Here is a 24844-nt window from a genome sequence, read left to right on the forward strand (position 1 = left end):
GCGCATCACCCCGGCACGCGGGCCGCCGCTGAATGGGTGGCGAAGGCTGCGCCGGGGTCGAGCTGTGCCCGCCGCCTGATGCAGATTTTAGGGGCGATGCTTGGGCGGAAGTGATGACGCCGCCAACTTGAAAGCCATTTGCTCCGTATGCAATGAAGGGGCGGCCAATGCCACCCTGCAACGCCCGGACCTGAACAAGCTGCTGGCCCAAGTGCGCTGGGCGACCGTTCTGGATCAGCGCTGACCCGCGTTGCGCGGCGGCACCGTCTTCAGGAAGGTATACAGCGCGTGGGCGTCGGTGTCGTTCAATTCGCGCAACGACTGAAACGGCATGACCTTGATGCCGCTGCCATCCGGGCGCTTGCCCGAGCGCAGCATGGCCACAAAGGTATTGGCATCGCCGTAGCGCAGCATGGCGCTACCCGCGCCGGGTGTCAGGTTGGCGGCTGCGGGCCAATCTGGCGGGCCGCCGGGAATGGTTCCGCCCGACAGGCCCGGGCCATGGCAGCCGATGCACATATTGGCCACATAGGCGCCGTGCTGGGCGTTGACCGCAGCAGCCACGGGCTGGGCCGGTGGCAGATGGTGGTCGATCTTCTCTGAAGCATCCCGAATCACCCCCAGACCGTACAGAGCCTTGACCGGCAGCGGCAATTCCACGACGGCCTCACCATCTGTGCGCGGTGCTATCGTACGCACGTAGCCCACGACGGCCGCCAGGTCGGCGTCGGTGAAGCGGTTGTAGTCTTCGCTGGGCATGATGAACACGGCGCGGCCGTTGGCCTTAACCCCGTGGCGAACAACGCGCTCCCAATCTTGCGCCGTGTAGTGCCCAACCGGCCCCCCGACCGTGATGTTGGGCGCGCGAATGCGCATGCCCTTGCCGTCGTTGATGAACTCACGCCCGCTGCCGTCGGGCCCATGGCATTCGGCACAGCCGCGCGAGCGGTACAGGTAGTGCCCGCGCTCCACACCCGTTGCGTCCGTCGCCCACGCAACGCCTTGCACGGCGACATCCACCGAGCGCTCGCGCTTGCGCTGGCCCAGCATGCTGGCGAACATCAGAATGGCGACCCCCAGCACGACCAGCAGTCCTAAACCCAACCCCAGGCGTTTGACCCAACCATGCATGACGGATCCCCCCAAAAGTGGAAGTTGATAGTAGTCAAGGACGCCTGGACTGTCGAGTACCCCACACATGGGGTCTTCCCGGGGGGCGTGTGCTACAGTGCGCCCATCGGGGTGTCAGCTCCCCGGTGTCGGGCCGATCAGGCCCCAAGATGGTGTCCCTTCCAACTGCTGGTAACGCAACAGGAGCAATCCGTGGACATCCAAAATCCGTCTGTTCTTTCCGTTGCCCCCCAAGCCCTTTAATGCCCGCTTTGGCAGTGCCGACACCCCGCTGGTGCTGGATGTTCGCCGCCAGCCTCGCTTTGACGAGAGCCCGCGACTGCTGGCCTGCGCCCAGCGCTGCGCGCTTGAGGAAGTGGCTGCTTTTGCCATATCCCACGCACCGCGAGCGGCTAATGTCTACTGCGTCTATGGCCACAACGTGAGTAAAGAAGCCGTTGTTACGCTGCGGGCTGCGGGTTGGGACGCACATAGGGTGGCAGGTGGACTGGAAGGCGGCCAGGATGGCGAGGACGATGTCCCGTAGATAGCCGATTGGCGCGCCAGGCCCGCACTGAGTTTTGCCAAGCGCACCGATTGGGGTGTGACCGGAGTGCAGCCCTCACGCTGGATCACGCGCGAGCGGCCCAAGATCGACTGCATTGCCTGCCCCTGGCTGATCCGCCGCTTCATCGATAACCGTGCCGAGTTTTTCTACGCGCCCGCCAGCCAGGTGCTGGCGCAAGCCAAAGAAAGCGGCGCAGTGGCTTATGACATTCTTGGTGCGCCGGTGTCCCATGTGGGCGAGCTATGCAGCTTTGATGCCCTGCTGCTGGGCTTTGACCTGCTCGATGCCGCGCTGAACCTGCTGGCCACCATCGTGCGCAGAGCCGATACCAACCGGCTCGATCTGTCGCCGCAGTCCGCAGGGTTGCTGGCCTTCTCCCTGGGCTTGTCACGTCTGCACGCGCAAGACGACCACGCCATGCTGGACGCCGCCCTGCCGTTGTACGACGCACTCTGCGCCTGGTGCCGCGACCGCGTCGCCGCGCAGAACGAATCCCACAACTGGAAGCCCGAAACCATGGTGGTGGGAGCACCCGCGTGAGTACAACGTCGCCCACCGCAACGCGCACTGTCTCCTTAACCGAGACCCTGCGCTTCTGGCTGAAACTGGGCTTTATCAGCTTCGGCGGCCCGGCCGGGCAAATTGCCATCATGCACCGCGAGCTGGTGGAAGAAAAACGCTGGATATCGGAATCCCGCTTCCTGCACGCGCCGAACTACTGCATGTTGCTGCCCGGCCCCGAGGCCCAGCAACTGGCCACCTACATTGGTTGGCTGATGCATCGCACCTGGGGCGGCGTCGTGGCCGGGGTGCTGTTTGTGCTGCCTTCGCTGATCATCCTGATCGCCTTGAGCTGGGTCTACGTGGCCTTTGGCAGCGTACCCTGGGTGGCGGCCGTGGTGTGGCATCAAGCCGGCAGTGGCCGCCATCGTGTTGCAGGCGGTGCACCGCATCGGCTCCAAGACCTTGAAGAAGCCCACGGTAGCCCTCGTACTTTGGGCGATTGCAGCTATGAGTTTCATAGCAATCTACGGGTTTAACGTGCCCTTCCCATGGATTGTGCTGGCGGCGGCGCTCATCGGCTGGGCTGGGTTCGCGCTGGGCGCCGGCGCAGTTTGCCGGCGCTGGCGGCCATGGCGCGGCCAAGTCCATGGCACTGACACCCGGCGAGATGGATTGGCTGATTGGTGACACCACGCCCACGCCGCCCCACGCGCGCTGGTCACCTGCGCGGATGGCCACTGTACTCGCCGTTGGCGCCGCCCTGTGGCTTGCCCCCATGGGCGCGTTGGTAGCCTGGCAGGGCTGGGACAGCACCTTGGCACAGATGGGCTGGTTCTTCACCAAGGCGGCGCTGCTGACCTTTGGCGGCGCCTATGCCGTGTTGCCTTACGTCTACCAGGGCGCGGTCGAGCACTTTGCCTGGCTCACAGGCGTGCAAATGATTGACGGCCTGGCCCTGGGCGAGACCACGCCGGGGCCGCTGATCATGGTCGTGGCCTTTGTCGGCTTTGTCGGCGGCTGGGCGCACCAGGTCCTTGGGCCGGATGCGCAGTTTCTGGGTGCGGCGCTGGCCGCCACGGTGGTGACCAGGTTTACCTTTTTGCCGTCCTTCATCTTCACCCTGGCCGGTGGCCCGCTGGTGGAATCCACCCATGGCAAGTTGCACCTGACCGCGCCACTGACCGCCATCACGGCATCGGTGGTTGGCGTGATCGCCAGTCTTGCTCTTTTTTTCATAGCGCATATCGCAGTGCCCACTAGGGCTGGCGCAGTATTTCCTGCAAACGTTGATTGGCTGGCGCTGCTGCGCTACAAGGCGGGGGTTATTCCCGTCATCGCCGTCTGTGGATTGGCGGGGCTGGTCCTTCGGTGAGGTGCTGAGGTTCGCTAACTGACCATCACGCTATCAATTGAGTAGCTGGCCGTGCAATCCCTACGAGGACTGCGCGGTTTTTCACCCGCGTGGGCACCAGCATGCCCCGCCACCCCGAGCGCTTATGTGGAGAAGGCGTTTCGCAAGTATCTGGAGTGCGGTATTTTGGCCCACGGCTTTGCGCGTCCGCTGCGAAGCCTGCGGTGACGACTTCCTGGTCGCCTTCTCCTGCCTGCCGGTGCGCCATTGGGTGGTACCCATGCAGCTGCGCTACGCATTTTCTTGAGAGTGGTGCAACAAAACCTTCAGACCCATTGCCCCGACGCTTCAAAGGCAGACCCGGCCAGCCTGCTCAAGGATGACGCGATTCCCAAGTAGTAGGGACCAACCCAAACCGGTACACCCCATCCGCGCTCAGGCGGCGCTGCAGCTTGCCGGCAAACCACAGGGCATTCAGGTGTGCCACGGATTCGCCCATGGCGAAGGTGGTCTGGTGCAGGTCTAAATCGCGTTTGAACAGTACGGGCAAGATGTCAGCGGCACTGCAGGCACGCTCGCTGCAGGCTTGCATCACTTCGGCCAGGCGCTCCTGGTGGTGGTCGTGTAACTGTTGAATGCGGATGTGCATGCCGGTAAAGGGTTTTCCATGTGAGGGCAGTACCAGCGTGTCGGCGGGTAATTCAAGAAAACGGTCAATGGAATCGAGAAACAGTTTCAGCGCATCAGACTCTGGCTCTTGCTCATACACACTCACATTGGTGGAGATGCGCGGCAGCATCATGTCACCGCCGATGAGCAGGTTGAGTTCTTCGCAGTACAGCGCAATGTGTTCGGGCGCATGGCCGTAGCCGCTGATGCAGCGCCAGGCACGCCCATCGATGGTCAGCACCATGCCGTCCATCATGCGGCGGTAGCTGGGCGGCACTGAGGGCACCAGCGACGGAAAGTAGCCCGTGCGTGCCTTGATCTGCTCCATCGCCTGTGGGCTGTTGAGCCCATGGCTGGCAAAGTATTCGGCTGCGCGGTCGCCACCAAAGCCGGTGGGGCCCAGGCAGCCCATGCGCGCCACCTGGTAGTCGGTGGCGCTGATCCATAACCGACATTCGCGAGCCCCCACGCTTGCGTCTTCGCTGCTGCGCTGCGCCCCAAGGGGGCTGGTCGCGGCTTGGGGCGGCCCTGCGCCACGCCCACTCCACCGTTCGCACAGCCAGTGCGCCAAGCCGATGTGGTCGGGGTGCATGTGCGTGACGATCACGCGCAGGATGGGCAGGCCCTGCAGTTCGTTGGCAAAGATGGATTCCCACTGCGCCTTGGCCTCATCGTTGTGGATGCAGCAGTCCACAATGCTCCAGCCCTCGACGCCATCGATGCTATCGCGCAGCAGCCACAGGTTGATATGGTTCAGTGCAAAAGGCAGGGACATGCGAATCCAGCGCACACCGGGTGCCACCTCCAGCGTACCGCCCGCCGGTGCGAGGGTCTCGCCCAGGGGGTAGTTGAGTTGCTTTTCCAGTTCGTTCATGGGAGGACCTTTTCTATTACATAATTGACGTTTACGTAAACGTCAATTGAATGGAGCATTCTAGGCGGCTATTGTCTTGACGACTGTCCCCTGTGTTGGACCACCCTATGAGCATCACCTTCACCATTGGCGATCTGGCGCGCGAGTTCGATGTGACCACGCGCGCCATCCGGTTTTATGAAGATCTGGGGTTGCTGGAGCCCCAACGCACCGGCCCTGGCGGGCGCAACCGCGTGTACAGCGGGCGCGACCGCACGCGCCTGAAGCTCACCTTGCGGGCCAAGCGCCTGGGCCTTTCGTTGACCGAGGCGAAAGAGATCATCGAGATGTATGACAGCCCGCGCGACACCGGCGCGCAGCTAAAGAAGTTTCTGGATGTGCTGGCCGTGCACCGCAAGCAGCTCGAAGACCAGATGACCGACCTGCAGGCCAATCTGGACGAGCTCAAGACCCACGAAAAAGAAGCTCGCACTCTGCTGGCCAAGGCAGCCTGATCACCAGTGCATTTCAATCCTCCCCCTTTACACACAGCAACAAGGAGATTCCCATGAGCCACCTGCCCGGACTGAACTACCAACTCGGTGAAGACATCGACGCGCTGCGCGATGCCGTATACGAATTTGCGCAAGCCGAGATCGCACCACGCGCAGCAGAGATCGACAAAACTGACCAATTTCCCATGGACCTGTGGCGCAAGATGGGCGACTTGGGCGTGCTCGGTATTACGGTGGGCGAGGAATACGGCGGCGCCAACATGGGCTACCTGGCGCACATGATTGCCATGGAAGAAATCTCGCGGGCGTCTGCCAGCGTGGGCCTTTCTTACGGCGCACACAGCAACCTGTGCGTTAACCAGATCAAGCGCAACGGCACCGACGCGCAGCGCGCCAAGTACCTGCCCAAGCTGATTAGCGGTGAGCATGTGGGCGCATTGGCCATGAGTGAGCCGGGCGCTGGCTCTGACGTTCTGTCCATGAAACTCAAGGCCGAAGACAAAGGTGGCTACTACTTGCTGAACGGCAACAAAATGTGGATCACCAATGGGCCCGACGCCGATACGCTGGTGGTGTACGCCAAGAGCGAACCCGAGCTCGGTGCGCGGGGCGTGACCGCCTTTTTGATCGAAAAAGGCATGAAAGGTTTTTCCATCGCGCAAAAGCTCGACAAGCTGGGCATGCGCGGCAGTCACACCGGTGAGCTGGTGTTCAACAACGTCGAAGTGCCACACGCCAACGTGCTGGGCCAAGTCAATGGCGGCGCCAAGGTGCTCATGAGCGGTCTGGACTATGAGCGAGCCGTTCTGACTGGCGGTCCGCTGGGCATCATGCAATCGGTGATGGACAACGTGGTGCCCTACATCCATGACCGCAAGCAGTTTGGCCAGAGCATTGGTGAGTTTCAGCTCATCCAGGGCAAAGTGGCCGACATGTATACCGTGCTGCAGGCTGGCCGTGCTTTTGCCTACACCGTGGCCAAGAACCTGGACCTGTTGGGGGTTGAGCACGTGCGCCAGGTGCGCAAGGACTGTGCCTCCGTCATTCTGTGGACCGCAGAGAAAGCCACCTGGATGGCCGGGGAGGGAGTGCAAATCTTTGGCGGTAACGGCTACATCAATGAATACCCGCTGGGGCGCCTGTGGCGCGACGCCAAGTTATACGAAATTGGGGCGGGCACCAGCGAGATTCGCCGCATGCTGATTGGCCGGGAGCTGTTCGCTGAGACAATGTAGGGTGTAGCCCCCACGGTTGCCCACTTCGTGTGGAGCCCTGCGGTGAAACATCGACCCGCGTTTAACGAATCGTTTTAATGAAACCAGCGATTGCCCGCACATTGACTACCCTTGTCCACGGCCTCCTGCGTGGACTTTTCCGAGCTTGGGTGCTGGTGGTGCCATTGGTGCTGGCGCTATCGTTGATCCGGCTGGGGCAATTGGCCTACTTTTGGCCCACCGGTTTTCACGTCTCCACCACCGACTTGGCCAGTGTGGTGGTGCAGGGCTTTCGCTTCGACCTCAAGGTCAGCGCAGTGGCCGGTTTTTTATTGTTGCTGGTGCTGCCCTGGGTCTCGGGCAAGGTGCAGGGGCGCATCGCGACGGGCGTGGCCTTTTTGTATGTGATGCTGTCGCTGGTCAACCTGCACTACTTCGGTTTTTACAAGACACCGATTGATTCCCTGGTGTTTGGCGTGGTGGAGGACGACACCTCCGCTGTGCTGCAAACCATCTGGCACGATTTTCCGGTGATATGGACGCTTTTGCTGGCACTTGCATTGACCGCCGGCTCGGTATGGCTGCACCGTGTGTTGCTGCGCCGACTGCGGCCGGATACGGTGCTGCAGTCGCGCCACATCGCTATTCAGTTGGCGCTGGCCATCGTCGTATTTTTTGCATTGGTGTTTGCCGGCAAGGGAACCCTTCGCGAGATGGCGTTGCAACGCCAGCACCTGACAGTGACCACCTCGCCCTTTTTGAATGACATGGTTCCCAATGGTCCCATCGCTTTGAAGTACGCTTGGGACAGCCGGGGCCAATCGCAAAACTTGCAAAACCCGCTGGTCGGGCTGAAAGCCATGGGCTTTAATTCGCCCCTGGCTGCCGCCGAAGCGTTGGGCCTGCGGCATGGCAGCGAGGCTGAAGTTAAGGCCGCCCTGACGGCGCATGAACCGCTGCCACCAGGTACACCCAAAAAGAACCTGATCTTCTTCCTGATGGAGTCGTGGAGCGCCGAGCCGTTGCTCTACCAGTCGTCCCAGTTTGATGTGCTCGGCCGCCTGGCACCTACGCTGATGGACCCGACCAAGGCTTGCCACTTCAGCAACTTCGACTCGGCCCAGCCTGGCACCCACCCGACGCTGGAGGCGATTTTGTTCTCGACTCCCATTACTCCGCTGACCATGGGCGATGTGGGGCGCAAGCCTATTCCCTGGTCCATTCCCAAGGTGATCAAAGATGCGGGCTACCAGACGCTCTTTGTCACCTCGGCGCGCTCCGGCTGGCGCGACCTCAACCGCGTGCTGGCGGTGCAGGGTTTTGACGAGGTGGTGGACGCCAACAACCTGAAAGAGTCCTACCCCGACGCCACCCTGGGTATCTGGGGCGTGTGGGATAGCTATGTGTTCAAGTACTTGGACAAGCGCCTTGCGGCGCAGCCCAAAGACAAGCCCCTGTTCGTGTTTGTGCTCACCAGCACCAACCACCCGCCCTACGACCTGCCCGCCGATTACCACCGTGTGCCGCGCGACATGAGCCTATGGAAGGGCGAGACCAGTTCTGACACCCTGCTGCTCAACCTGGATACCTACCACTACGCGGCCGACCTGCTGGGCGGTTTTGTGCAGTCGGTTCAAAGCGGCCCGCTCAAGAGCAATACCATCGTCGCCGCTACGGGCGACCACAACGTACGTTCCTTTGGCATGTATGCCGAACCGGCCCGGCGTTATCTGCAACGCCAGGTGCCGTTTGTGATCTGGGGTGAAGGCCTGCAGTGTGGCCCGCAGCAGGCCCTGCCGGCCAGCCACCGCGACATGTTCAATACCCTGTTGCCGCTGATCGGGGTCAACGGCCCTTACGTGAACGCCGGGCGGAACCTGCTGCGCACGCCGCAGGCGACACCCATGGATGCGCCACGCACCCTGTTTTTTCAGGGTGAATCCCGCAATGCCCAGGGCCAGTGGCAACTGGGCAACAAGGCCTCGTTTGCCTGCAGCTCACCGCCCGGCGCCCAGCCAGCTGCGGGCGAATGCCAGTTCAATGCGTCGGATGACCAGCAGGAGCGCGCACGCTTTGGCCTGCTGGACTGGAATGTGCGCAGTTCACTGAAAAAATGAAACCCTGTTTGAAAGGACTCCATGTCAACAAAACTCAGTGGCCTCTTTGACCACAACCGCGCTTGGGCGGCCCGCATGGAAGCCGAGCGGCCTGGGTTTTTTACCAAGCTCACGACGCAGCAAAACCCGAAGTACATGTGGATTGGCTGCTCTGACAGCCGGGTGCCCGCCAACCAGATCACGGGTTTGGAGCCGGGCGAAGTGTTTGTGCACCGGAACGTGGCCAATCTGGTGGTGCACTCGGATCTGAACGCGCTGTCCACCATCCAGTTTGCGGTGGAGCGGCTGAATGTGGCCCATGTCATGGTCGTTGGCCACTACGGCTGCTCGGGCGTCAGAGCCGCACTGGAAGGTGCGCGTATCGGCCTTGCCGACAACTGGTTGCGTCACGTCCAGGATGTGCGCGATCGCCACCGCGACATTCTGGACGTGATCCCGGAGCACGGTCGCGCTGCAGCGCTGAGCGAACTCAACGTCGTGGAGCAGGTGGTCAATGTGGCCCAGACGACTGTCATGCAAGATGCCTGGGCCCGCGGTCAGGATGTGACCCTGCATGGCTGGGTTTACGGTCTGCAAGACGGCCTGTTGCAGGATTTGCACATGACCGTGAGTGGTACCGACAGCCTGGACGCGCTGTACCGTGAGGCGTTGGCGGGTATCCGTTTGACACCGCGCCACGGTACGGCTTGATGCTAAATTAGCCTCTAGCCCTCGTCAAATATACGTAAACAGCTATTAAAATAATAGCGATTATGTTTCCAACGCGCCTGGACTCCTCCGTTGCCTACGACATCGCCAAGGCAATGATGGCTGGCTTCAACCGCCACTACCAGTTGTTCCGTACCGAATCCGCCCGCGCCAAGCACCGCTTCGAGACAGCCGACTGGCACGGTCAGCAGCGGGCCCAGCGCGAGCGCATCGAGTTTTATGACCTGCGGGTGAAAGAGTGTTCGCGCCGGCTGGAGCGCGAGTTCAAGGCCGGTGAGCTGTCCATGGATATCTGGCAGCAGATCAAGCTGCACTACATCGGGCTGCTGGTCAATCACCACCAGCCCGAACTGGCAGAGACTTTTTTCAATTCGGTCACCACCAAGATCCTGCACCGCAGCTATTTTCAAAACGACTTTATCTTTGTGCGCCCGGCGGTCAGCACCGAGTACATCGAGAACGACGAATCCGAGAAGCGCCCCACCTACCGTTCGTACTACCCCACGCGCGAAACCATGCACACCGTGCTGGCACAGATGGTGACCGACTTTGACCTGCAGCGCCCCTTTGACAGCCTGGACTATTACGCCGCCTTGGTGGGCGACACCATGATGGAGCGCCTGGGGGACGCCAAGCTGCGCGCCAACTTCCAGATCCAGGTGCTCACCGGGCTTTTTTTCCGGAACAAGGGTTGCTACGTCGTTGGCAAGCTGATCAACGGATTCAACGAATACGCGTTTGCATTGCCCATCCTGCACACCAAGTGGCCGCCTGTGGGGCAACTGGCGGATGACCGCAATGCAGCGGGTGACACCGCCGAGTACACCCGCGCTCACAAATCCAAGCTGGTGATTGATGCCGCGCTGTACGGCGAGGATGAACTCCTCATGCTGTTCAGTTTTGCACGGGCTTACTTCATGGTGGATATGGAGATACCGTCGGCCTATGTGCAGTTTTTGCGCAGCATGATGCCCAGAAAGCCGCGCAACGAAATCTACAACGCACTGGGGCTGGCCAAGCAGGGCAAGACCCTGTTTTACCGCGATTTTCTGCACCACCTGCGCCACAGCACCGACCAGTTTCGCATTGCGCCCGGCATCAAGGGCATGGTTATGCTGGTGTTTGACCTGCCATCATTTCCCTATGTGTTCAAGGTCATCAAGGACTATTACCCGCCGCAAAAAGACACCACCCGCGAGAAAATCAAGGACAAGTATCTGTTGGTCAAGCAGCACGACCGGGTGGGCCGAATGGCAGACACGCTGGAGTACAGCGGGGTGGGTTTTCCGCGTGCCCGCTTTACCGATGAACTGATTGCCGAAATCGAGCAATTTGCCCCTAGCCAGCTGGAGATCAGTGACCGTGATGGCGACGGAACGTTGGAAGTTTTTATCAAGCACGTCTACATCGAGCGGCGCATGATTCCGCTCAATATCTACCTGCAGGAGGCGTTTGATGCTGGAGGTGCCAACGCCAGCGACACCAGCCCTCCGGCTCTGCGCGCCCGCGAGCAGATCGAACGCGGTGTGGTGGAGTACGGCAACGCCATCAAGGACCTGGTGGCGGCCAACATATTTCCGGGTGACATGCTGTGGAAAAACTTTGGCATTACCCGCCACGGCAAGGTGGTGTTTTACGACTACGACGAGATTGAATACATCACCGACTGTAACTTCCGAAAAGTGCCAGAGCCGCGCAACGAAGAAGAAGAAATGTCCGGCGAAGTTTGGTACAACGTGGGCCCGCACGACGTGTTCCCCGAGACTTTTGGTCCCTTCCTGCTAGGCAACCCGGTCGTGCGCGCCATCTTCATGCACCACCATGGCGAGCTTCTGGACGTGGCCTTTTGGCAGAGCCACAAAGACCGCATCCAGGCCGGTTTTGTGCACGATGTATTTCCGTATGACAAAGACAAACGATTCCAGCCGCCGCATGGCCGACCGGAATCGCTGGAGGACTAAGCCAAGTCCGGGTTACGCATGGGCCGCAGCCAGTACCGCATTCAAAGTCTGGCTGGGGCGCATCACGGCGTCGAGCTTGGCGGTGTCGGGCAGGTAGTAGCCACCGATGTCGGCCGGCTTGCCCTGCACTGCCGCCAACTCGGCCACGATGGTCTGCTCGTTGTCGGCCAGCTGCTTGGCAAACGGGGCAAACTGGGCGGCCAGGGCGGCGTCTTCGGTCTGTGCGGCCAGTGCCTGGGCCCAATACAGGGCAAGGTAGAACTGGCTGCCGCGGTTGTCAAGCTGGCCGGTCTTGGGAGAAGGGTTCTTGTTGTTGTCCAGCAGCTTGCCGGTAGCGGCGTCCAGCGTTTTGGACAGCACAGTAGCTTTGGCGTTGCCGGTTTTCAGACCCAGGTCTTCCAGTGAAACCGCCAGTGCCAAAAATTCACCCAGCGAATCCCATCGCAGGTGGTTTTCTTCCACCAGTTGTTGTACATGCTTGGGCGCGGAGCCACCGGCGCCGGTTTCGTACATGCCACCGCCCGCCATCAGGGGCACGATGGACAGCATCTTGGCGCTGGTGCCCAGTTCCATGATGGGGAACAGGTCGGTCAGGTAGTCGCGCAGGATGTTACCGGTGGCGCTGATGGTGTCCAGGCCGCGGACCACGCGCTCCAGGGTGTAGCGCATGGCGCGCACCTGGCTCATGATCTGGATGTCCAGACCCGTGGTGTCGTGCTCGTGCAGGTACATTTTGACCTTGGTGATCAGCTGGGCCTCGTGCGGGCGGTACTGGTCCAACCAGAAGACGACTGGCATGCCGGAGTTGCGCGCGCGGTTGACCGCCAGCTTGACCCAATCGCGAATGGCTGCATCTTTAACCTGGCACATGCGCCAGATGTCGCCGGCTTCCACGTTTTCGGACAGCAGCACTTCGCCCGTGGCAATGTCCACAATGTTGGCCACGCCGTCTTCCGCAATCTCAAAAGTCTTGTCGTGTGAGCCGTATTCTTCTGCTTGCTGCGCCATCAGGCCCACGTTGGGCACGGTACCCATGGTTTTGGGGTCGAAGTTGCCGTGCCATTTGCAGAAGTTGATCATCTCCTGGTAAATGCGGGCAAAGGTCGATTCGGGCATCACGGCCTTCACGTCCTTCAGGCGGCCATCAGCGCCCCACATCTTGCCGCCATTGCGGATCATGGCAGGCATGGAGGCGTCCACGATCACGTCGTTGGGTGAGTGGAAGTTGGTAATGCCCTTGGCGGAATCGACCATGGCCAATTCAGGTCGATGCTCGTGGCAGGCATGCAGGTCGTGCTTGATTTCGTCCTGCTGTGACTGCGGCAAGGTGGCGATCTTTTCGTACAGATTGGCCATGCCGTTGTTGACGTTGACACCCAGCTCATCAAACAGTTTGCCGTGCTTGGCAAATGCATCCTTATAGAAGATTTTGACGCAGTGGCCAAACACGATGGGGTGTGACACCTTCATCATCGTCGCCTTGACGTGCAGCGAAAACATCACGCCGGTCTTGTAGGCGTCGTTGATTTCTTTTTCGTAGAACTCCAGCAGCGCCTTTTTGCTCATGAACATGCTGTCGATGATCTCGCGGTCCAGCAGCTTGGTCAGGGGCTTGAGCACCGTCGTCTTGCCGCTTTTGCCTACCAGCTCCATGCGTACATCGCGGGCCTTGTCCAACGTGATGGACTTCTCGCCGTTGTAGAAATCGCCACGGTGCATGTGCGATACGTGTGAACGCGAGGCCTGGCTCCATTCGGCCATTGAATGGGGGTTTTTGCGCGCATATTCCTTGACCGCCTTGGGTGCGCGGCGGTCGGAGTTGCCCTCGCGCAGCACGGGGTTTACGGAGCTGCCGATGCACTTGGCGTAGCGGGCGCGAATCGCCTTGTCTTCGTCCGTCTTGGGGTCTTCCGGAAAATCGGGAATGGTAAAGCCCTTGCCTTGCAGTTCCTTGATGCAGGTGATCAACTGGCCCACCGATGCGCTGATGTTGGGTAGCTTGATGATATTGACGTCTGCTTGCAGGGTCTTTTTGCCGAGCTCGGCCAAGGTGTTGGGCACCTTCTGGCCTTCAGCCAGGAACTCAGGAAATTCGCCCAGTACACGCGCGGCGACCGAGATATCGCTCTCGGTTACGTTGATGCCAGCTGGTGCGGTAAAGGCACGAATAATCGGCAGAAAGGACGCCGTAGCCAGACGCGGGGCTTCGTCGGTGAGGGTGTAGATGATGGTGGGTTGCTGGGTTGTCATTGCTGTCTCCATATATCGTTCTGGAAGGTGCGGCTGGGTCGCAGTCTGGCACCGAAGGTGGGATGTTGGCCGACTTTTCTTTCGGTCGGCTGACCTGGGGTCATTATTTTGCAATTGAATATCACATTGCGAAATTCAATGAATTTTGTCGTCGCTTTTTCAAACGGGTCAAAGAAATGTGTTTCTGAATTTCAAAGTGAGAGGAATACCACTTTGCGCTTCAACCGGGTAGCTGCTGTCGGCTATCGAGAGGTCGCAGAGAGGGCAGCAAGTGCAGGCCGAAGTCTGTCACAATTGACGTTTACGTAAACGTCAACTCAGGAGATACCAGCATGCCGGATTCCATCGTCATCGTCGGCGCAGCCCGCACGCCCATGGGCGCTTTTCAGGGCGACTTTTCTTCTTTGGCCGCCCACGACCTGGGCGGTGCTGCCATCAAGGCTGCTGTGCAGCGTGCGGGTATTGATCCTGAGCTGGTGACCGAAGTGCTGTTTGGCAACTGCCTGATGGCCGGCCAAGGCCAGGCTCCAGCGCGCCAGGCCGGCTTCAAGGGCGGTTTGCCCAAGAGCGCCGGTGCGGTCACGCTGTCCAAAATGTGCGGTTCGGCCATGCGCGCGGCCATGTTTGCCAATGACATGTTGGTGGCGGGCAGTCACGAGGTGCTGGTGGCCGGTGGCATGGAGAGCATGACCAACGCGCCCTACCTGCTGCCCAAGGCGCGCGGTGGCTACCGCATTGGCCACGACCGCATTTTTGACCACATGATGTTGGATGGCCTGGAAGACGCCTACGAGGCAGGTCGCTCCATGGGCACCTTTGGCGAAGACTGCGCTGCCAAGTACAGCTTCACCCGCGCCGAGCAAGACGCCTTCGCAACGACGAGCGTGCAGCGCGCCAAGGCGGCCACCGAGTCCGGCGCATTTGCCGCCGAGATCACGCCTGTCACGGTCAAGGGCCGCGGCGGCGATGTGGTGGTGTCCATTGACGAGGGTCCAGGCAAAGTGAAGCTCGACAAGATCCCCACGCTCAAACCCGCGTTCAAAAAGGACGGCACCATCACTGCAGCCAGCAGCTCGTCCATCAACGACGGCGCCGCTGCGCTGGTGATGATGAAGGCATCCACCGCCGCCAAGCTGGGTTGCAAGCCGCTGGCCCGCATCGTGGCCCACGCCACCCATGCGCAAGAGCCCGAGTGGTTTGCCACCGCCCCAGTCGGCGCCACCCAAAAGGTTTTGGCCAAGGCCGGCTGGGAAGTAGGCGATGTGGATTTGTGGGAAGTAAACGAAGCCTTTGCCGTGGTGCCCATGGCACTGATGAAAGAGCTGGGCGTGCCACACGACAAGGTGAATGTGAACGGTGGGGCTTGCGCGCTGGGTCACCCCATCGGCGCGTCCGGTGCGCGCATCATGGTGACGCTGATGTATGCGCTGCAGGCACGTGGCCTTAAGAAGGGCCTGGCCACGCTGTGCATTGGCGGTGGCGAGGCTACTGCCGTGGCGATGGAAATGCTATAACTTTTATAGCTACATGTGTATATTCCATGAGGGCTAGAGGTGAATTTTGTAAATAGTCTCTTGGCGTAGCAGCCCTCAAGGGCGTGAACCGACCGTATTACGAGCATGAACATCCTCATCATCGGCGCATCCCGTGGCATTGGCCTGGAGTTTGCGAGGCAGTACCGCACAGCGGGTGACCGCGTGATCGCCACGGCCCGCGACGACGCGGGGCTGGAGCGCCTGCGCGCGCTGGATGCGGTTGCGCTCAACGTGGACGTGGCCAACCCGGCCAGCATCAACGGCCTGGCCCGGCAACTGGACGGCGAGAAGATCGATGTTGCGCTGTATGTCGCCGGAGTCATGACACGCTTTGATGCCCGTTCGTCACCCACCCAACCAGACTTCGACCACGTGATGCACACCAATGTGTTGGGGGCCATGCAGGCCATTGCGCAAGTTGCGCCGCTGGTGGAGGCGGCGCAGGGTCGCTTTGGTTTTATCAGCAGCGACATGGGCCGCATTGCCGGGGTGGTGTCCAGTTATAGCTGGGCTTACCGCGTCAGCAAAGCCGCGCTCAATATGGCAGTGGCGTCGGCCAAACACGATTATCCCGCGGCCATTTTTGCGGCGCTATCGCCGGGCTGGGTGCAGACGGATATGGGTGGCACCGGTGCTCCACTGTCGACGTATGACAGCGTGACCGCCATGCGCAACACATTGGCCCAATTGAAACTGGCGGATAGCGGCCGCTTCTTCGGCATAGACGGCAAGCCCATGGCAAGCTGGTAAGCCACTACAGCAATTCAGGAGACTTTTACATGTTGTTGACCCAAGACCAAGAGATGGTGCGCGATGCCGTGCGCGACTTTGCCCAGGCCGAACTCTGGCCCAATGCCGCCAAGTGGGACAAAGAGCACCACTTTCCCAAAGACGCCCACCAGGGCCTGGCCGCCTTGGGCGCCTACGGCATCTGCGTGCCCGAAAGCTACGGCGGCGCCAACCTGGACTACGTCACGCTGGCTCTGGTGCTGGAAGAAATTGCAGCCGGTGATGGCGGTACCAGCACGGTGATCAGTGTGACCAATTGCCCGGTCAATGCCATTTTGATGAAGTACGCCACCGAGGCGCAAAAACAGCAGTGGCTGGTGCCCTTGGCGCACGGCCAGATGCTGGGCGCTTTCTGCCTGACCGAGCCGCATGTGGGCAGCGATGCGTCCAGCCTGCGCACGACAGCGGTCAAAGAGGGCGATGAATACGTCATCAACGGCGTCAAGCAATTCATCACCAGCGGCAAAAACGGCCATGTTGCCATCGTCATCGCCGTCACTGACAAGTCAGCCGGTAAGCGCGGCATGAGTGCCTTCCTCGTCCCGACCACCGCGCCAGGCTACGTGGTGGCGCGCATTGAAGACAAGTTGGGCCAGCATTCCAGCGACACCGCGCAGATCAATTTTGACAACTGCCGCATCCCCGCCGAGAACCTGATCGGCCGCGAAGGCGAGGGTTACGGCATAGCATTGGGCGGGCTGGAAGGTGGGCGCATTGGCATAGCCGCGCAAAGCGTGGGTATGGCTCGCAGTGCGTTGGATGTGGCCGTGGCCTATGCCAAGGAGCGCCAAAGCTTTGGCACCGCTATCTTCAACCACCAGGCGGTTGGGTTCAGACTGGCTGAATGCGCCACGCAGATTGAAGCTGCGCGCCAGCTCATCTGGCATGCCGCCGCACTGCGCGACGCCGGACGCCCTTGTTTAAAGGAAGCCGCCATGGCCAAGTTGTTTGCCAGTGAAATGGCGGAGCGCGTGTGCAGTGCCGCCATCCAGACCCTGGGTGGCTACGGATACGTGAGCGACTTTCCGCTGGAGCGCATTTACCGTGACGTGCGGGTGTGCCAGATTTACGAAGGCACGAGCGACGTGCAAAAAATCATCATCCAGCGCGCACTCACTGCAGGTTGAACTCGATCTCCACCTGCACCGCGCGAGCAGTGCGGATAGGCTGAAAACGCCATTTGGATATGGCATCCAGCGCTGGCTTGCTCAAGCGCCGGTTGGTGGCGCGAACAATAGCCGCCTCGGCCACGGTGCCGTCGGGCTGCACAGTAAAGCCCACAATGACACGCCCGGTAACCACACTGGTGCGCAGTTCGCGCGGAATCTCTGGCTGCGGCTGGGCAATGGCGCGAAGGGGCTCTTCTTCCTCGTCTTCTTCCGCTGCAGCGACCACATGTTCCTCAGGCACAGGTATTGCGGCAGGCGCAGATGCCGGCGCAGATGCGGCAGCAATAGGCGCAACCACTGCACTGGCGGATATTGGTGCCGGCTGTGCGTTGGGTGTGCTGACCGTTTCGGTTATTGCTGGCGATTCTGTCGCAGTGCTCCGTATCTCGGGTTTACGGACTGTTGGAGCAGGGGCTTCTGGTTTGGGTCGCGGCTTCGCATTGGCATCGGATTTACGCTTGGGCTCGGCGTGCATGGTGATCCAGCGGTAAACACTGTCGGACTGTTTTTGCGAACGTTCCTGTGCGGCGGCGTCACTACCAGTTGGTGTTTGAGCGCCCAGTGGCGTGGCGAAGAGGGTCGCCCACGCGGCAATGCAACATGTGGTGAGTCCCTGGTGCAAGCGGCTTTTGACCGTTACAAGCCATGTAGGTATGGATGGAGTACGCAACAAATATCCTGTTCTGGAAAATTGGCAACCTATTGCAGCAGGATGACCACTGCGCGCGGTAGTATCGCGGTAAAGAACCGTTACCAAAATGGGGGGTTACCCCCACCACTCACCCAATATCTCAGGAGACCAGCATGCCCATCACCAAATCGTCACGTGACCTTGTGGACGAAGCCATGGAAGAAATTCGCACCTACCCGGTGGCCGATGTTGTAGCCCGCTTGGATGACCCCAAGACCCAGCTGGTGGACATCCGCGATGTCCGTGAACTGGTCGATGGCACCGTGGTAGGTGCCTTTCATGCGCCGCGCGGCATGCTGGAGTTTTGGGTCGATCCAGCATCGCCCTACTACAAGCCCATCTTCGGCGACGATAGCCGCGAATACATCTTGTTCTGCGGGGCTGGCTGGCGCAGTGCGCTCACCGTCAAGACCCTGCAAGAGATGGGCATGACCAACGTAGCCCATATCGAGGGGGGTTACGCCGAATGGATCAAGCAGGGTGCTCCCACGGAAACGCTGGAAGCCCAGAAGGCCCGCCGCGCAGCGGCCAAGGCTTAAGGAGACGGGGCTGCGCTGGCTGGCGCCATCACCGCGCGCAGACAAAAAGCCTGAATGGCAGTAATCAGCGCATCGCCGCCCAGTGCGTCCTGGCCCTGCTGTGCAGACAAGGGACTCACCAGGGATTCGGCAATCACACCCACCAGCGCTGCGGCGCTGATGCTGGGCACTTGCTCCGCAAACTCGCCGCTGGCCATGCCCTGGACCACCAATTCCGAAAACACATCGGCATAGGCCTGGCGGTAGAGCAGGCGCTGGGTGTCCACCAAGGCATCCACCGGTTCGGCAATCAGGGCATAGGCCAGACGCGGGTTGCGCAGGGCGCGCACGGCAAAGGCCGCAATGGCGCCTTGCAGGCGGTCGCTGGCGCTGGTGCTGTCACTGCCCAGCGTGGCGTCGCGCACGATAGCCACTTCCTTCTCCGTGGCAATGCGAAACACTTCGGCGCAAAGATGGGCCTTGGATTCGAAATGCTTGTACACCGCACCCGTGGCAATGCCTGCATTGGCGGCCACACTCACCATCGTCAAGGCACCAAAGCCGCCACCACTGACCAGTGCCAGAGCGGCGTCGAGCAGGCGCTGGCGTAGCTCGGCCTTACGGGCTTGGGTCTTTTCGGTGGGGCGGTAGGCCATGGCGTAGTGTGCGGGCTGGATCGGTGGAATGGGTCGTCACTGTAGCGCAGTGCCGGCATTGTAAAGGTCTGTTTACCAGCCGTTACCAAATAAAACGCTATCGTTTTGATAGCTTGTTGTGTATATTCGACGAGGGCTGGTGCCACTTTTTCTTTAGAGCCAAAAACCACGTAGCGATGAAGTATTGACAGCCATTGGTGAGTATGATGTACTGCGACAAATAGTGTGAACCTATATTCACAATTTGAAGTCACTGCCCGATGATTGGGTTGGACGCCCGCGCAAGGAGAAATTCCCATGTTGCAAACCACTGCCCCCGCTACTGCCCTGGCGGCCTCCATTGGCCACCTGGCTGAGACCCATATTGTGGAGAACCAGCCGCCCCATTTGCGGGACTACAACCTGTACCAGCAAGACGTGGCGCTGCGCGAGGCTGTGGCGCGCGAGGGTGCGGCCTGGGCCGAGGCCGACCTGCAGGCCTTTGGCGCGCTCACGGGTTCGGCCGAGCTGATCGAGCTGGGCTTTCAGGCCAACGAGAACAAGCCCGTGCTCTACACGCACGACAACTATGGCCACCGCATTGACGAAGTGCGCTTTCACCCGGCCTACCACCGCTTGATGCAGATTTCGTTGGAAAACGGCCTGCACTCCGCGCACTGGAACCAGCCCGGTGTCGGTGCCCATGTGGCGCGGGCCGCCAAGTTCTATTTGCAGGCCCAGGTGGAGGCGGCGCATGGCTGCCCGGTAACCATGACGTCTGCCGTGGTGCCAGCCCTTTTGCAGCAACCCGAGCTGGCTGCGCAGTGGCTACCCAAGATCACCGCGCTGGGCTACGACCCCCGCAATATTCCCATGGAGCAAAAATCTGCCATCACGGTCGGTATGGCCATGACCGAAAAGCAGGGCGGCTCCGATGTGCGCGCCAACACGGTCCGCGCGCACGCGCTGGGCGCAGGCGGCCCGGGCCAAGCCTATGAGTTGGTGGGTCACAAATACTTTGTCTCGGCCCCCATGTGCGATGCCTTTATGGTGCTGGCCCAGACCGAGTCCGGCCTGTCGTGCTTCTGGCTGCCGCGCTGGCGTCCGGACGGTAGCAAGAACGCCCTGCAAATCCAGCGCCTCAAAAACAAGATGGGCAACGTGGCCAATGCCTCGTGTGAGACCGAGCTGCGCGGCGCCTGGGCCCAGATGGTGGGCGGCGAAGGCCGTGGCGTAGCCACCATCCTGAAGATGGTCACCATGACCCGTTTTGACTGCATGGTCGGCTCCAGCAGTGGCATGCGTCAGGCCGTGGCCCAGGCGCTGCACCATTGCCACTACCGCTCGGCTTTTGGCAAGCGCCTGGCGGTGCAACCACTGATGCAAAACGTCTTGGCCGACCTGGTGGTTGAGCAAGAAGCGGCGCTGGCAATGACCATGCGCATCGCCCGCGCCCTGGACAGCGGCGATGCCAGCGAGCATGACAAGCTGCTGGTGCGCGTGGGCACCGCAGTGGGCAAGTACTGGATCTGCAAACGCACCCCGGCCCATGCCTATGAGGCCATGGAATGCATTGGCGGCAGCGGCGTCATGGAAGACTGCATCATGCCGCGCCTGTTCCGCGAATCGCCGGTCAACTCCATCTGGGAGGGCAGTGGCAATGTGCAATGCCTGGATATGCTGCGCGCGATGAGCCGCAGCCCGGGCTCGGTCGACGCCTTCATGGCCGAAGCGCAATCCGCCGCCGGTGCCGACCGCCGCCTGGATGCCTACGTGGCCCAATTGGGCGTCGAACTGACCGACCGCAGCGACATCGAATACCGCGCGCGCGGCGTGGTGGAAAAAATGGCGCTGGCTTTGCAAGGCGCGCTGCTGGTGCGCCATGGCAACGCGGCAGTGGCCGATGCCTTCTGCGCTTCGCGCCTGGGCGGCAACAGCAGCGGCCTGACCTTTGGCAACCTGCCGCGTGGGGTGGATTGCGCAGCCATCATCGAGCGGGCCACACCCCGGTTGTAAGCGCTACTGTGGCAAACTGGCCTGCACACCACAGGCCAAACCCATGACGATCGAACGGCGCAAGCCATGAACATCCAGCCGTCGGCCCTTCACGACGTTCAGGCGCTGTCCGAAAGTATGGGGCTGCAACTGCCGAGCATGGCCTATATCGTGGGTGCTCTGGTGTTCAGTGCCATTGGTTATGTGGCCTGGAGCTATGGCCGCAAGATGCAGCACACCCGCGTCAAATGGTTGGGCATGACGCTCATGCTGTACTCCTACGTGGCCTCTGAAACCTGGATTCTCTACCTGGCGGGCGTGGGTCTGTGCGTCGCGCTGTATGTGTGGCGTAACGAATAGCCGGTAATCGGGTTCGTGCTTATACTGTATGAAAATACAGTATTTTCATGACACCCACCGCAACTGATCTTCCCGACTACGCCGAGCTGCATGCCCTGAGCAACTTCAGCTTCCAGCGCGGCGCCTCCCAGCCTGAGGAGCTGGTGGAGCGCGCCGCCGCCCTGGGCTACAGCGCGCTGGCCATCACCGACGAATGTTCGGTGACCGGCGTGGTGCGCGCGCACCAGGCGGCCAAGCGGATCGGGCTGAAGCAACTGTTGCTGGGGGCAGAGTTTCGGGTGCCACTGGTGGATGATGCGACGGCGGGTGCTGCAGATAACGCGGGGCACTTCACAGCCGTGGTGCTGGCGCACAACCTGCAGGGGTGGGGCAACCTGTGCGAGTTCATCAGCGTCGCACGGCGCACGGCACCCAAAGGCCAGTACCAGGTGGGCTGGCATGGGCCCAAGCAGCAGGCCCAGTGGGTGCGGTTACAAGATTGCGAAGTGTTGCTGGTGCTGCCAAATGCTATCAATATAGAAGTAGCTTACGTAATATCGACGAGGGCTAGAGGCCTATTTGGTTCAAACTGTTGGCTGGCGTTGGAGTTGCCGCTGGGTGCTGAAGACGCGTTGACTTGTCACCGCAAGCAGCAGTTGTCGCGCCTCACGGGCCTGCCCCTGGTGGCGGCGGGTAATGTGCACATGCATCTGCGCTCCCGCAAGCCCCTGCACGACGTGCTCACCGCCGTGCGCGTGGGGCGACCGGTGGCGCAGTGCGGCATGGCCCTGCAAGCCAATGCCGAAAGGCACCTGCGCAGTCGTGCGCGCCTGGCGGCCCTGTATCCGCCCGAGCTGCTGGCCAATACCTTGGTGATTGCTGGCAAGTGCAGCTTCAGCCTGGAAGCCCTGCGCTACCAGTACCCCATGGAGTCGGTGCTGCCCGGCGCCACGCCGGCACAGACCTTGCGCCACCACTGCAATGAGGGCGCATGCGAGCGCTATCCACAGGGGGTACCGCCCAAGGTGCAGCAGCAACTGGAGCACGAGCTGACCCTGATTGCAGATATGCGGTACGAGATGTACTTCCTGACCGTGCATGACATCGTGCGCTTTGCCCGCAGCCATCACATCCTGTGTCAGGGGCGCGGCTCTGCCGCCAATTCAGCCGTCTGCTATTGCCTGCACATCACCGAGGTGGACCCGGAGCACGGCAACCTGCTGTTTGAGCGCTTTGTCTCGCGGGAGCGCGACGAGCCACCCGATATTGATGTGGACTTTGAACACCAGCGCCGCGAGGAGGTCATCCAGTACATCTACGCCAAATATGGGCGCGAGCGTGCCGCCATTGCTGCCACCGTCATCAGCTACCGCCCGCGCAGCGCCCTGCGCGATGTGGGCCGTGCGCTGGACATCCCCGAAGACCTGATCACCGCCATGGCCAAGGAACACCCCGGCATGTACGACCGCGAGGTGCTGGCCGGGCGTTTGCAGTCTGCTATCGAAAAAATAGCTACTAATGCAACAATTACGAGGGCTAGCGAAGATTTTCCTTCAAACCAACGGCTGGAACAATGGCTGGCGCTGGCCACGCAGCTGCAGCGCTTTCCGCGCCACCTGAGCCAGCACGTGGGCGGCTTTGTGCTCACCCAGGGGCCACTCACCCGCCTGGTGCCAGTAGAAAACGCCGCCATGAAAGACCGCTCCATCATCCAGTGGGACAAGGACGACCTCGACGCCGTGGGCCTGATGAAGGTCGATGTGCTGGCCCTGGGCATGCTCAGCGCCATTCGCCGTTGTCTGGAGCTGATCACCCACTGGCGCAACCTGCCCAGCCCCATGCGCTTGCAGGACGTGCCGCGTGAAGACCCCGCCACTTACGCCATGATCTGCCAGGCCGATACGGTGGGCGTGTTCCAGATCGAGAGCCGGGCGCAAATGAGCATGCTGCCGCGCCTGCAACCCCGCTGCTTTTACGACCTGGTGGTGGAGGTGGCCATCGTGCGGCCAGGGCCGATTCAGGGCGGCATGGTCCACCCCTACCTGCGCGCGCGTGCCAACCCTGCGGCCCACGCATCGCCTTACCCAGACCTGCGCAAAGCCCTGGAGCGCACGCATGGGGTGCCCATCTTCCAGGAGCAGGTGATGCAAATCGCCGTCATTGCCGCCGGCTTTACGCCGGGCGAGGCTGACGGCCTGCGCCGCTCCATGGCGGCCTGGAAACGCCATGGCAACGTCAGTAAGTACCACGACCGGTTTGTGGGCGGCATGCTGGAGCGCGGCTACCCACCCGACTTTGCCGAGGCTATCTTCAAGCAGATGGAGGGCTTTGGCGAATACGGCTTTCCCGAAAGCCACGCCGCCAGCTTTGCCATTCTGGTCTACATCAGCTGCTGGCTGAAAAAGCACGAGCCGGCCTGCTTTTTGGCCGCCATGCTCAACAGCCAGCCACTCGGGTTTTACGGCCCCGCGCAGCTGGTGCAGGATGCGCGCCGCCACGGCGTGGAGGTGCTTGCGGCGGATGTGTCGCACAGCGACTGGGATTGCACTCCTGACCCCAAACGTGTGCTCTGACCCCATCCGTTCAGGTCCCCGCGCAAACCAACCTGCCATCCGCCTCGGCCTGCGCCTGGTCAGTGGTCTGCGCCAAGAGGTAGCCCAGCGCATCGCCACCGAACGCGCCCGCGCACCATTCACCAGCACCCAGGACCTGGCCTTGCGCTGTACCCTGAACGAAGGTGATCTCAAGGCCCTGGCCAGTGCCGATGCCTTGCAGTCCCTCAGTGGCCACCGGCGCCAGCAGGTGTGGGATGCCGCCGCCTTGCGCCCGGCGCCCGCGCTGCTCAGGGGCGTGCCGGTGGAAGAGGCCCTGCTCGAACTGCCACCCGCACCCGAAGGCGAAGAAGTGGTGTTTGATTACGCCGCTGTGGGGCTGACCTTGCGCAGCCACCCGGTGGCGCTGTTGCGAGCGCAACTGGCACCCCGCAGGGTGCTGACCGCCGCGCAGATGGCCAACTTTGCCACTGGGCGACTGGTGCGGGCCTGCGGCATTGTCACCATGCGACAACGCCCCCAAACCGCCAACGGCGTGGTCTTTGTGACGCTGGAGGATGAGACTGGCAGCGTCAACGTGATTGTGTGGAAGGCCGTCAAGGAGCGTTTTCGCCAGGTGGTCTACCAATCGCGTCTGATGGCGGTGTACGGCACCTGGCAGCGCGACGACGACAGCGGCGGCCAAGTCCGCCATGTGATTGCCGGGCACTTGGTGGATCTCACGCCCTTGTTGGGAAATCTGGCCACCAGCAGCCGCGATTTTCATTGATCTATACCGGTGGTGCGTCCGGCAGAACGCTA

At 61.3% G+C, this 24844-nt stretch carries 19 protein-coding genes and 3 pseudogenes; 17 read left to right on the forward strand and 5 right to left on the reverse strand.

What is annotated here, in order from left to right; all coding sequences use genetic code 11:
• Positions 1–100: 100 nt before the first annotated feature.
• Positions 101–244, forward strand: a complete 144-nt coding sequence (locus IPI80_RS18845; protein WP_413862642.1) for a hypothetical protein — start codon at positions 101–103, stop codon at positions 242–244.
• On the opposite strand, the gene IPI80_RS18850 is transcribed toward IPI80_RS18845, so the two are convergent.
• On the reverse strand, positions 235–1131 hold the full coding sequence (locus IPI80_RS18850) for a c-type cytochrome (protein ID WP_413862643.1): 897 nt from the start codon (positions 1129–1131) through the stop codon (positions 235–237). The genes IPI80_RS18845 and IPI80_RS18850 overlap by 10 nt on opposite strands.
• 223 nt (positions 1132–1354) lie before the next feature.
• Between IPI80_RS18850 and IPI80_RS18855 the strand changes: the two genes are divergently transcribed.
• The 4 genes and pseudogenes from IPI80_RS18855 to IPI80_RS18870 form a co-directional block, all read left to right on the forward strand.
• Complete coding sequence (locus IPI80_RS18855; RefSeq protein ID WP_413862644.1) at positions 1355–1657, forward strand: hypothetical protein; 303 nt, start codon at positions 1355–1357, stop codon at positions 1655–1657.
• A 57-nt stretch (positions 1658–1714) separates the two neighbouring features.
• Positions 1715–2218 carry a chromate resistance protein ChrB domain-containing protein gene (locus tag IPI80_RS18860; protein WP_413862645.1) on the forward strand — a complete coding sequence of 168 codons (504 nt, stop codon included), beginning with the start codon at positions 1715–1717 and terminating at the stop codon, positions 2216–2218.
• A pseudogene (gene chrA, locus IPI80_RS18865) lies at positions 2215–3554 on the forward strand (chromate efflux transporter). The gene IPI80_RS18860 and the pseudogene chrA overlap by 4 nt, the downstream one beginning before the upstream one ends.
• Before the next feature lie 111 nt (positions 3555–3665).
• Positions 3666–3905 (forward strand): annotated as a pseudogene (locus tag IPI80_RS18870) (transposase zinc-binding domain-containing protein); the annotation flags it as partial.
• A 1-nt stretch (position 3906) separates the two neighbouring features.
• Here the strand turns inward: IPI80_RS18870 and IPI80_RS18875 are convergent.
• The gene (locus IPI80_RS18875; protein ID WP_413862646.1) at positions 3907–5076 is read right to left on the reverse strand and encodes an MBL fold metallo-hydrolase; all 1170 of its coding nucleotides are present in this window, start codon (positions 5074–5076) and stop codon (positions 3907–3909) included.
• A 107-nt stretch (positions 5077–5183) separates the two neighbouring features.
• Between IPI80_RS18875 and IPI80_RS18880 the strand changes: the two genes are divergently transcribed.
• The 5 genes from IPI80_RS18880 (at position 5184) to aceK (ending at position 11570) form a co-directional block, all read left to right on the forward strand.
• Complete coding sequence (locus IPI80_RS18880) at positions 5184–5570, forward strand: MerR family transcriptional regulator (protein WP_413862647.1); 387 nt, start codon at positions 5184–5186, stop codon at positions 5568–5570.
• A gap of 53 nt (positions 5571–5623) precedes the next feature.
• On the forward strand, positions 5624–6805 hold the full coding sequence (locus tag IPI80_RS18885; protein ID WP_413862648.1) for an isovaleryl-CoA dehydrogenase: 1182 nt from the start codon (positions 5624–5626) through the stop codon (positions 6803–6805).
• Positions 6806–6906: 101 nt separating this feature from the next.
• The gene (locus IPI80_RS18890) at positions 6907–8901 is read left to right on the forward strand and encodes an LTA synthase family protein (RefSeq protein ID WP_413862649.1); all 1995 of its coding nucleotides are present in this window, start codon (positions 6907–6909) and stop codon (positions 8899–8901) included.
• 21 nt (positions 8902–8922) lie between these two features.
• A complete protein-coding gene (gene can / locus IPI80_RS18895; RefSeq protein ID WP_413862650.1) occupies positions 8923–9591 on the forward strand; it encodes a carbonate dehydratase in 669 nt (222 codons plus the stop codon).
• A 62-nt stretch (positions 9592–9653) separates the two neighbouring features.
• Positions 9654–11570 (forward strand): bifunctional isocitrate dehydrogenase kinase/phosphatase, encoded by a 1917-nt coding sequence (gene aceK, locus IPI80_RS18900; RefSeq protein WP_413862651.1) that lies wholly within the window; start codon positions 9654–9656, stop codon positions 11568–11570.
• Between the two features lie 12 nt (positions 11571–11582).
• Here aceK and IPI80_RS18905 read toward each other — a convergent pair whose 3' ends face one another.
• Positions 11583–13820, reverse strand: a complete 2238-nt coding sequence (locus IPI80_RS18905) for an NADP-dependent isocitrate dehydrogenase (protein WP_413862652.1) — start codon at positions 13818–13820, stop codon at positions 11583–11585.
• Between the two features lie 332 nt (positions 13821–14152).
• Here IPI80_RS18905 and IPI80_RS18910 point away from each other — a divergent pair, with 332 nt between their 5' ends.
• The 3 genes from IPI80_RS18910 to IPI80_RS18920 all read left to right on the forward strand — a co-directional run bounded on the left by IPI80_RS18910 (position 14153) and on the right by IPI80_RS18920 (position 17271).
• Positions 14153–15334 carry an acetyl-CoA C-acyltransferase gene (locus IPI80_RS18910; RefSeq protein ID WP_413862653.1) on the forward strand — a complete coding sequence of 394 codons (1182 nt, stop codon included), beginning with the start codon at positions 14153–14155 and terminating at the stop codon, positions 15332–15334.
• A 105-nt stretch (positions 15335–15439) separates the two neighbouring features.
• Positions 15440–16105 (forward strand): SDR family oxidoreductase, encoded by a 666-nt coding sequence (locus IPI80_RS18915; protein WP_413862654.1) that lies wholly within the window; start codon positions 15440–15442, stop codon positions 16103–16105.
• 29 nt (positions 16106–16134) lie between these two features.
• Positions 16135–17271, forward strand: coding sequence for an acyl-CoA dehydrogenase family protein (locus tag IPI80_RS18920; RefSeq protein WP_413862655.1), 1137 nt, complete (start codon positions 16135–16137; stop codon positions 17269–17271).
• Here IPI80_RS18920 and IPI80_RS18925 read toward each other — a convergent pair.
• On the reverse strand, positions 17258–17554 hold the full coding sequence (locus IPI80_RS18925; protein WP_413862656.1) for an energy transducer TonB: 297 nt from the start codon (positions 17552–17554) through the stop codon (positions 17258–17260). The genes IPI80_RS18920 and IPI80_RS18925 overlap by 14 nt on opposite strands.
• 563 nt (positions 17555–18117) lie before the next feature.
• Between IPI80_RS18925 and IPI80_RS18930 the strand changes: the two genes are divergently transcribed.
• Positions 18118–18543: a rhodanese-like domain-containing protein gene (locus tag IPI80_RS18930; protein ID WP_413862657.1), complete on the forward strand. Its 426-nt coding sequence runs from the start codon at positions 18118–18120 to the stop codon at positions 18541–18543.
• Here the strand turns inward: IPI80_RS18930 and IPI80_RS18935 are convergent.
• Positions 18540–19178, reverse strand: coding sequence for a TetR/AcrR family transcriptional regulator (locus tag IPI80_RS18935; RefSeq protein ID WP_413862658.1), 639 nt, complete (start codon positions 19176–19178; stop codon positions 18540–18542). The two genes, IPI80_RS18930 and IPI80_RS18935, sit on opposite strands and share 4 nt — an antisense overlap.
• 297 nt (positions 19179–19475) lie before the next feature.
• Here IPI80_RS18935 and IPI80_RS18940 point away from each other — a divergent pair, with 297 nt between their 5' ends.
• The 3 genes and pseudogenes from IPI80_RS18940 to IPI80_RS18950 all read left to right on the forward strand — a co-directional run bounded on the left by IPI80_RS18940 (position 19476) and on the right by IPI80_RS18950 (position 24812).
• Positions 19476–21173 carry an acyl-CoA dehydrogenase family protein gene (locus IPI80_RS18940; protein WP_413862659.1) on the forward strand — a complete coding sequence of 566 codons (1698 nt, stop codon included), beginning with the start codon at positions 19476–19478 and terminating at the stop codon, positions 21171–21173.
• A gap of 66 nt (positions 21174–21239) precedes the next feature.
• On the forward strand, positions 21240–21512 hold the full coding sequence (locus tag IPI80_RS18945; protein ID WP_413862660.1) for a hypothetical protein: 273 nt from the start codon (positions 21240–21242) through the stop codon (positions 21510–21512).
• A gap of 47 nt (positions 21513–21559) precedes the next feature.
• Positions 21560–24812: pseudogene (locus IPI80_RS18950) on the forward strand (error-prone DNA polymerase).
• Positions 24813–24844 lie beyond the last annotated feature (32 nt).

Origin of the sequence: Candidatus Aalborgicola defluviihabitans (assembly GCF_016705985.1) — a bacterium.
GTDB lineage: Bacteria > Pseudomonadota > Gammaproteobacteria > Burkholderiales > Burkholderiaceae_C > Allorhodoferax > Allorhodoferax defluviihabitans.

What these genes read in the sequence shown, in the direction of transcription:
- IPI80_RS18935 (WP_413862658.1), bottom strand. Translation starts at nt 19,178, where the DNA reads ATGGCCTACCGCCCCACCGAAAAGACCCAAGCCCGTAAGGCCGAGCTA.
- IPI80_RS18880 (WP_413862647.1), top strand. Translation starts at nt 5,184, where the DNA reads ATGAGCATCACCTTCACCATTGGCGATCTGGCGCGCGAGTTCGATGTG.
- IPI80_RS18905 (WP_413862652.1), bottom strand. Translation starts at nt 13,820, where the DNA reads ATGACAACCCAGCAACCCACCATCATCTACACCCTCACCGACGAAGCC.
- IPI80_RS18945 (WP_413862660.1), top strand. Translation starts at nt 21,240, where the DNA reads ATGAACATCCAGCCGTCGGCCCTTCACGACGTTCAGGCGCTGTCCGAA.
- IPI80_RS18885 (WP_413862648.1), top strand. Translation starts at nt 5,624, where the DNA reads ATGAGCCACCTGCCCGGACTGAACTACCAACTCGGTGAAGACATCGAC.
- can (WP_413862650.1), top strand. Translation starts at nt 8,923, where the DNA reads ATGTCAACAAAACTCAGTGGCCTCTTTGACCACAACCGCGCTTGGGCG.
- IPI80_RS18850 (WP_413862643.1), bottom strand. Translation starts at nt 1,131, where the DNA reads ATGCATGGTTGGGTCAAACGCCTGGGGTTGGGTTTAGGACTGCTGGTC.
- IPI80_RS18930 (WP_413862657.1), top strand. Translation starts at nt 18,118, where the DNA reads ATGCCCATCACCAAATCGTCACGTGACCTTGTGGACGAAGCCATGGAA.
- IPI80_RS18875 (WP_413862646.1), bottom strand. Translation starts at nt 5,076, where the DNA reads ATGAACGAACTGGAAAAGCAACTCAACTACCCCCTGGGCGAGACCCTC.
- IPI80_RS18910 (WP_413862653.1), top strand. Translation starts at nt 14,153, where the DNA reads ATGCCGGATTCCATCGTCATCGTCGGCGCAGCCCGCACGCCCATGGGC.
- IPI80_RS18915 (WP_413862654.1), top strand. Translation starts at nt 15,440, where the DNA reads ATGAACATCCTCATCATCGGCGCATCCCGTGGCATTGGCCTGGAGTTT.
- IPI80_RS18920 (WP_413862655.1), top strand. Translation starts at nt 16,135, where the DNA reads ATGTTGTTGACCCAAGACCAAGAGATGGTGCGCGATGCCGTGCGCGAC.
- aceK (WP_413862651.1), top strand. Translation starts at nt 9,654, where the DNA reads ATGTTTCCAACGCGCCTGGACTCCTCCGTTGCCTACGACATCGCCAAG.
- IPI80_RS18940 (WP_413862659.1), top strand. Translation starts at nt 19,476, where the DNA reads ATGTTGCAAACCACTGCCCCCGCTACTGCCCTGGCGGCCTCCATTGGC.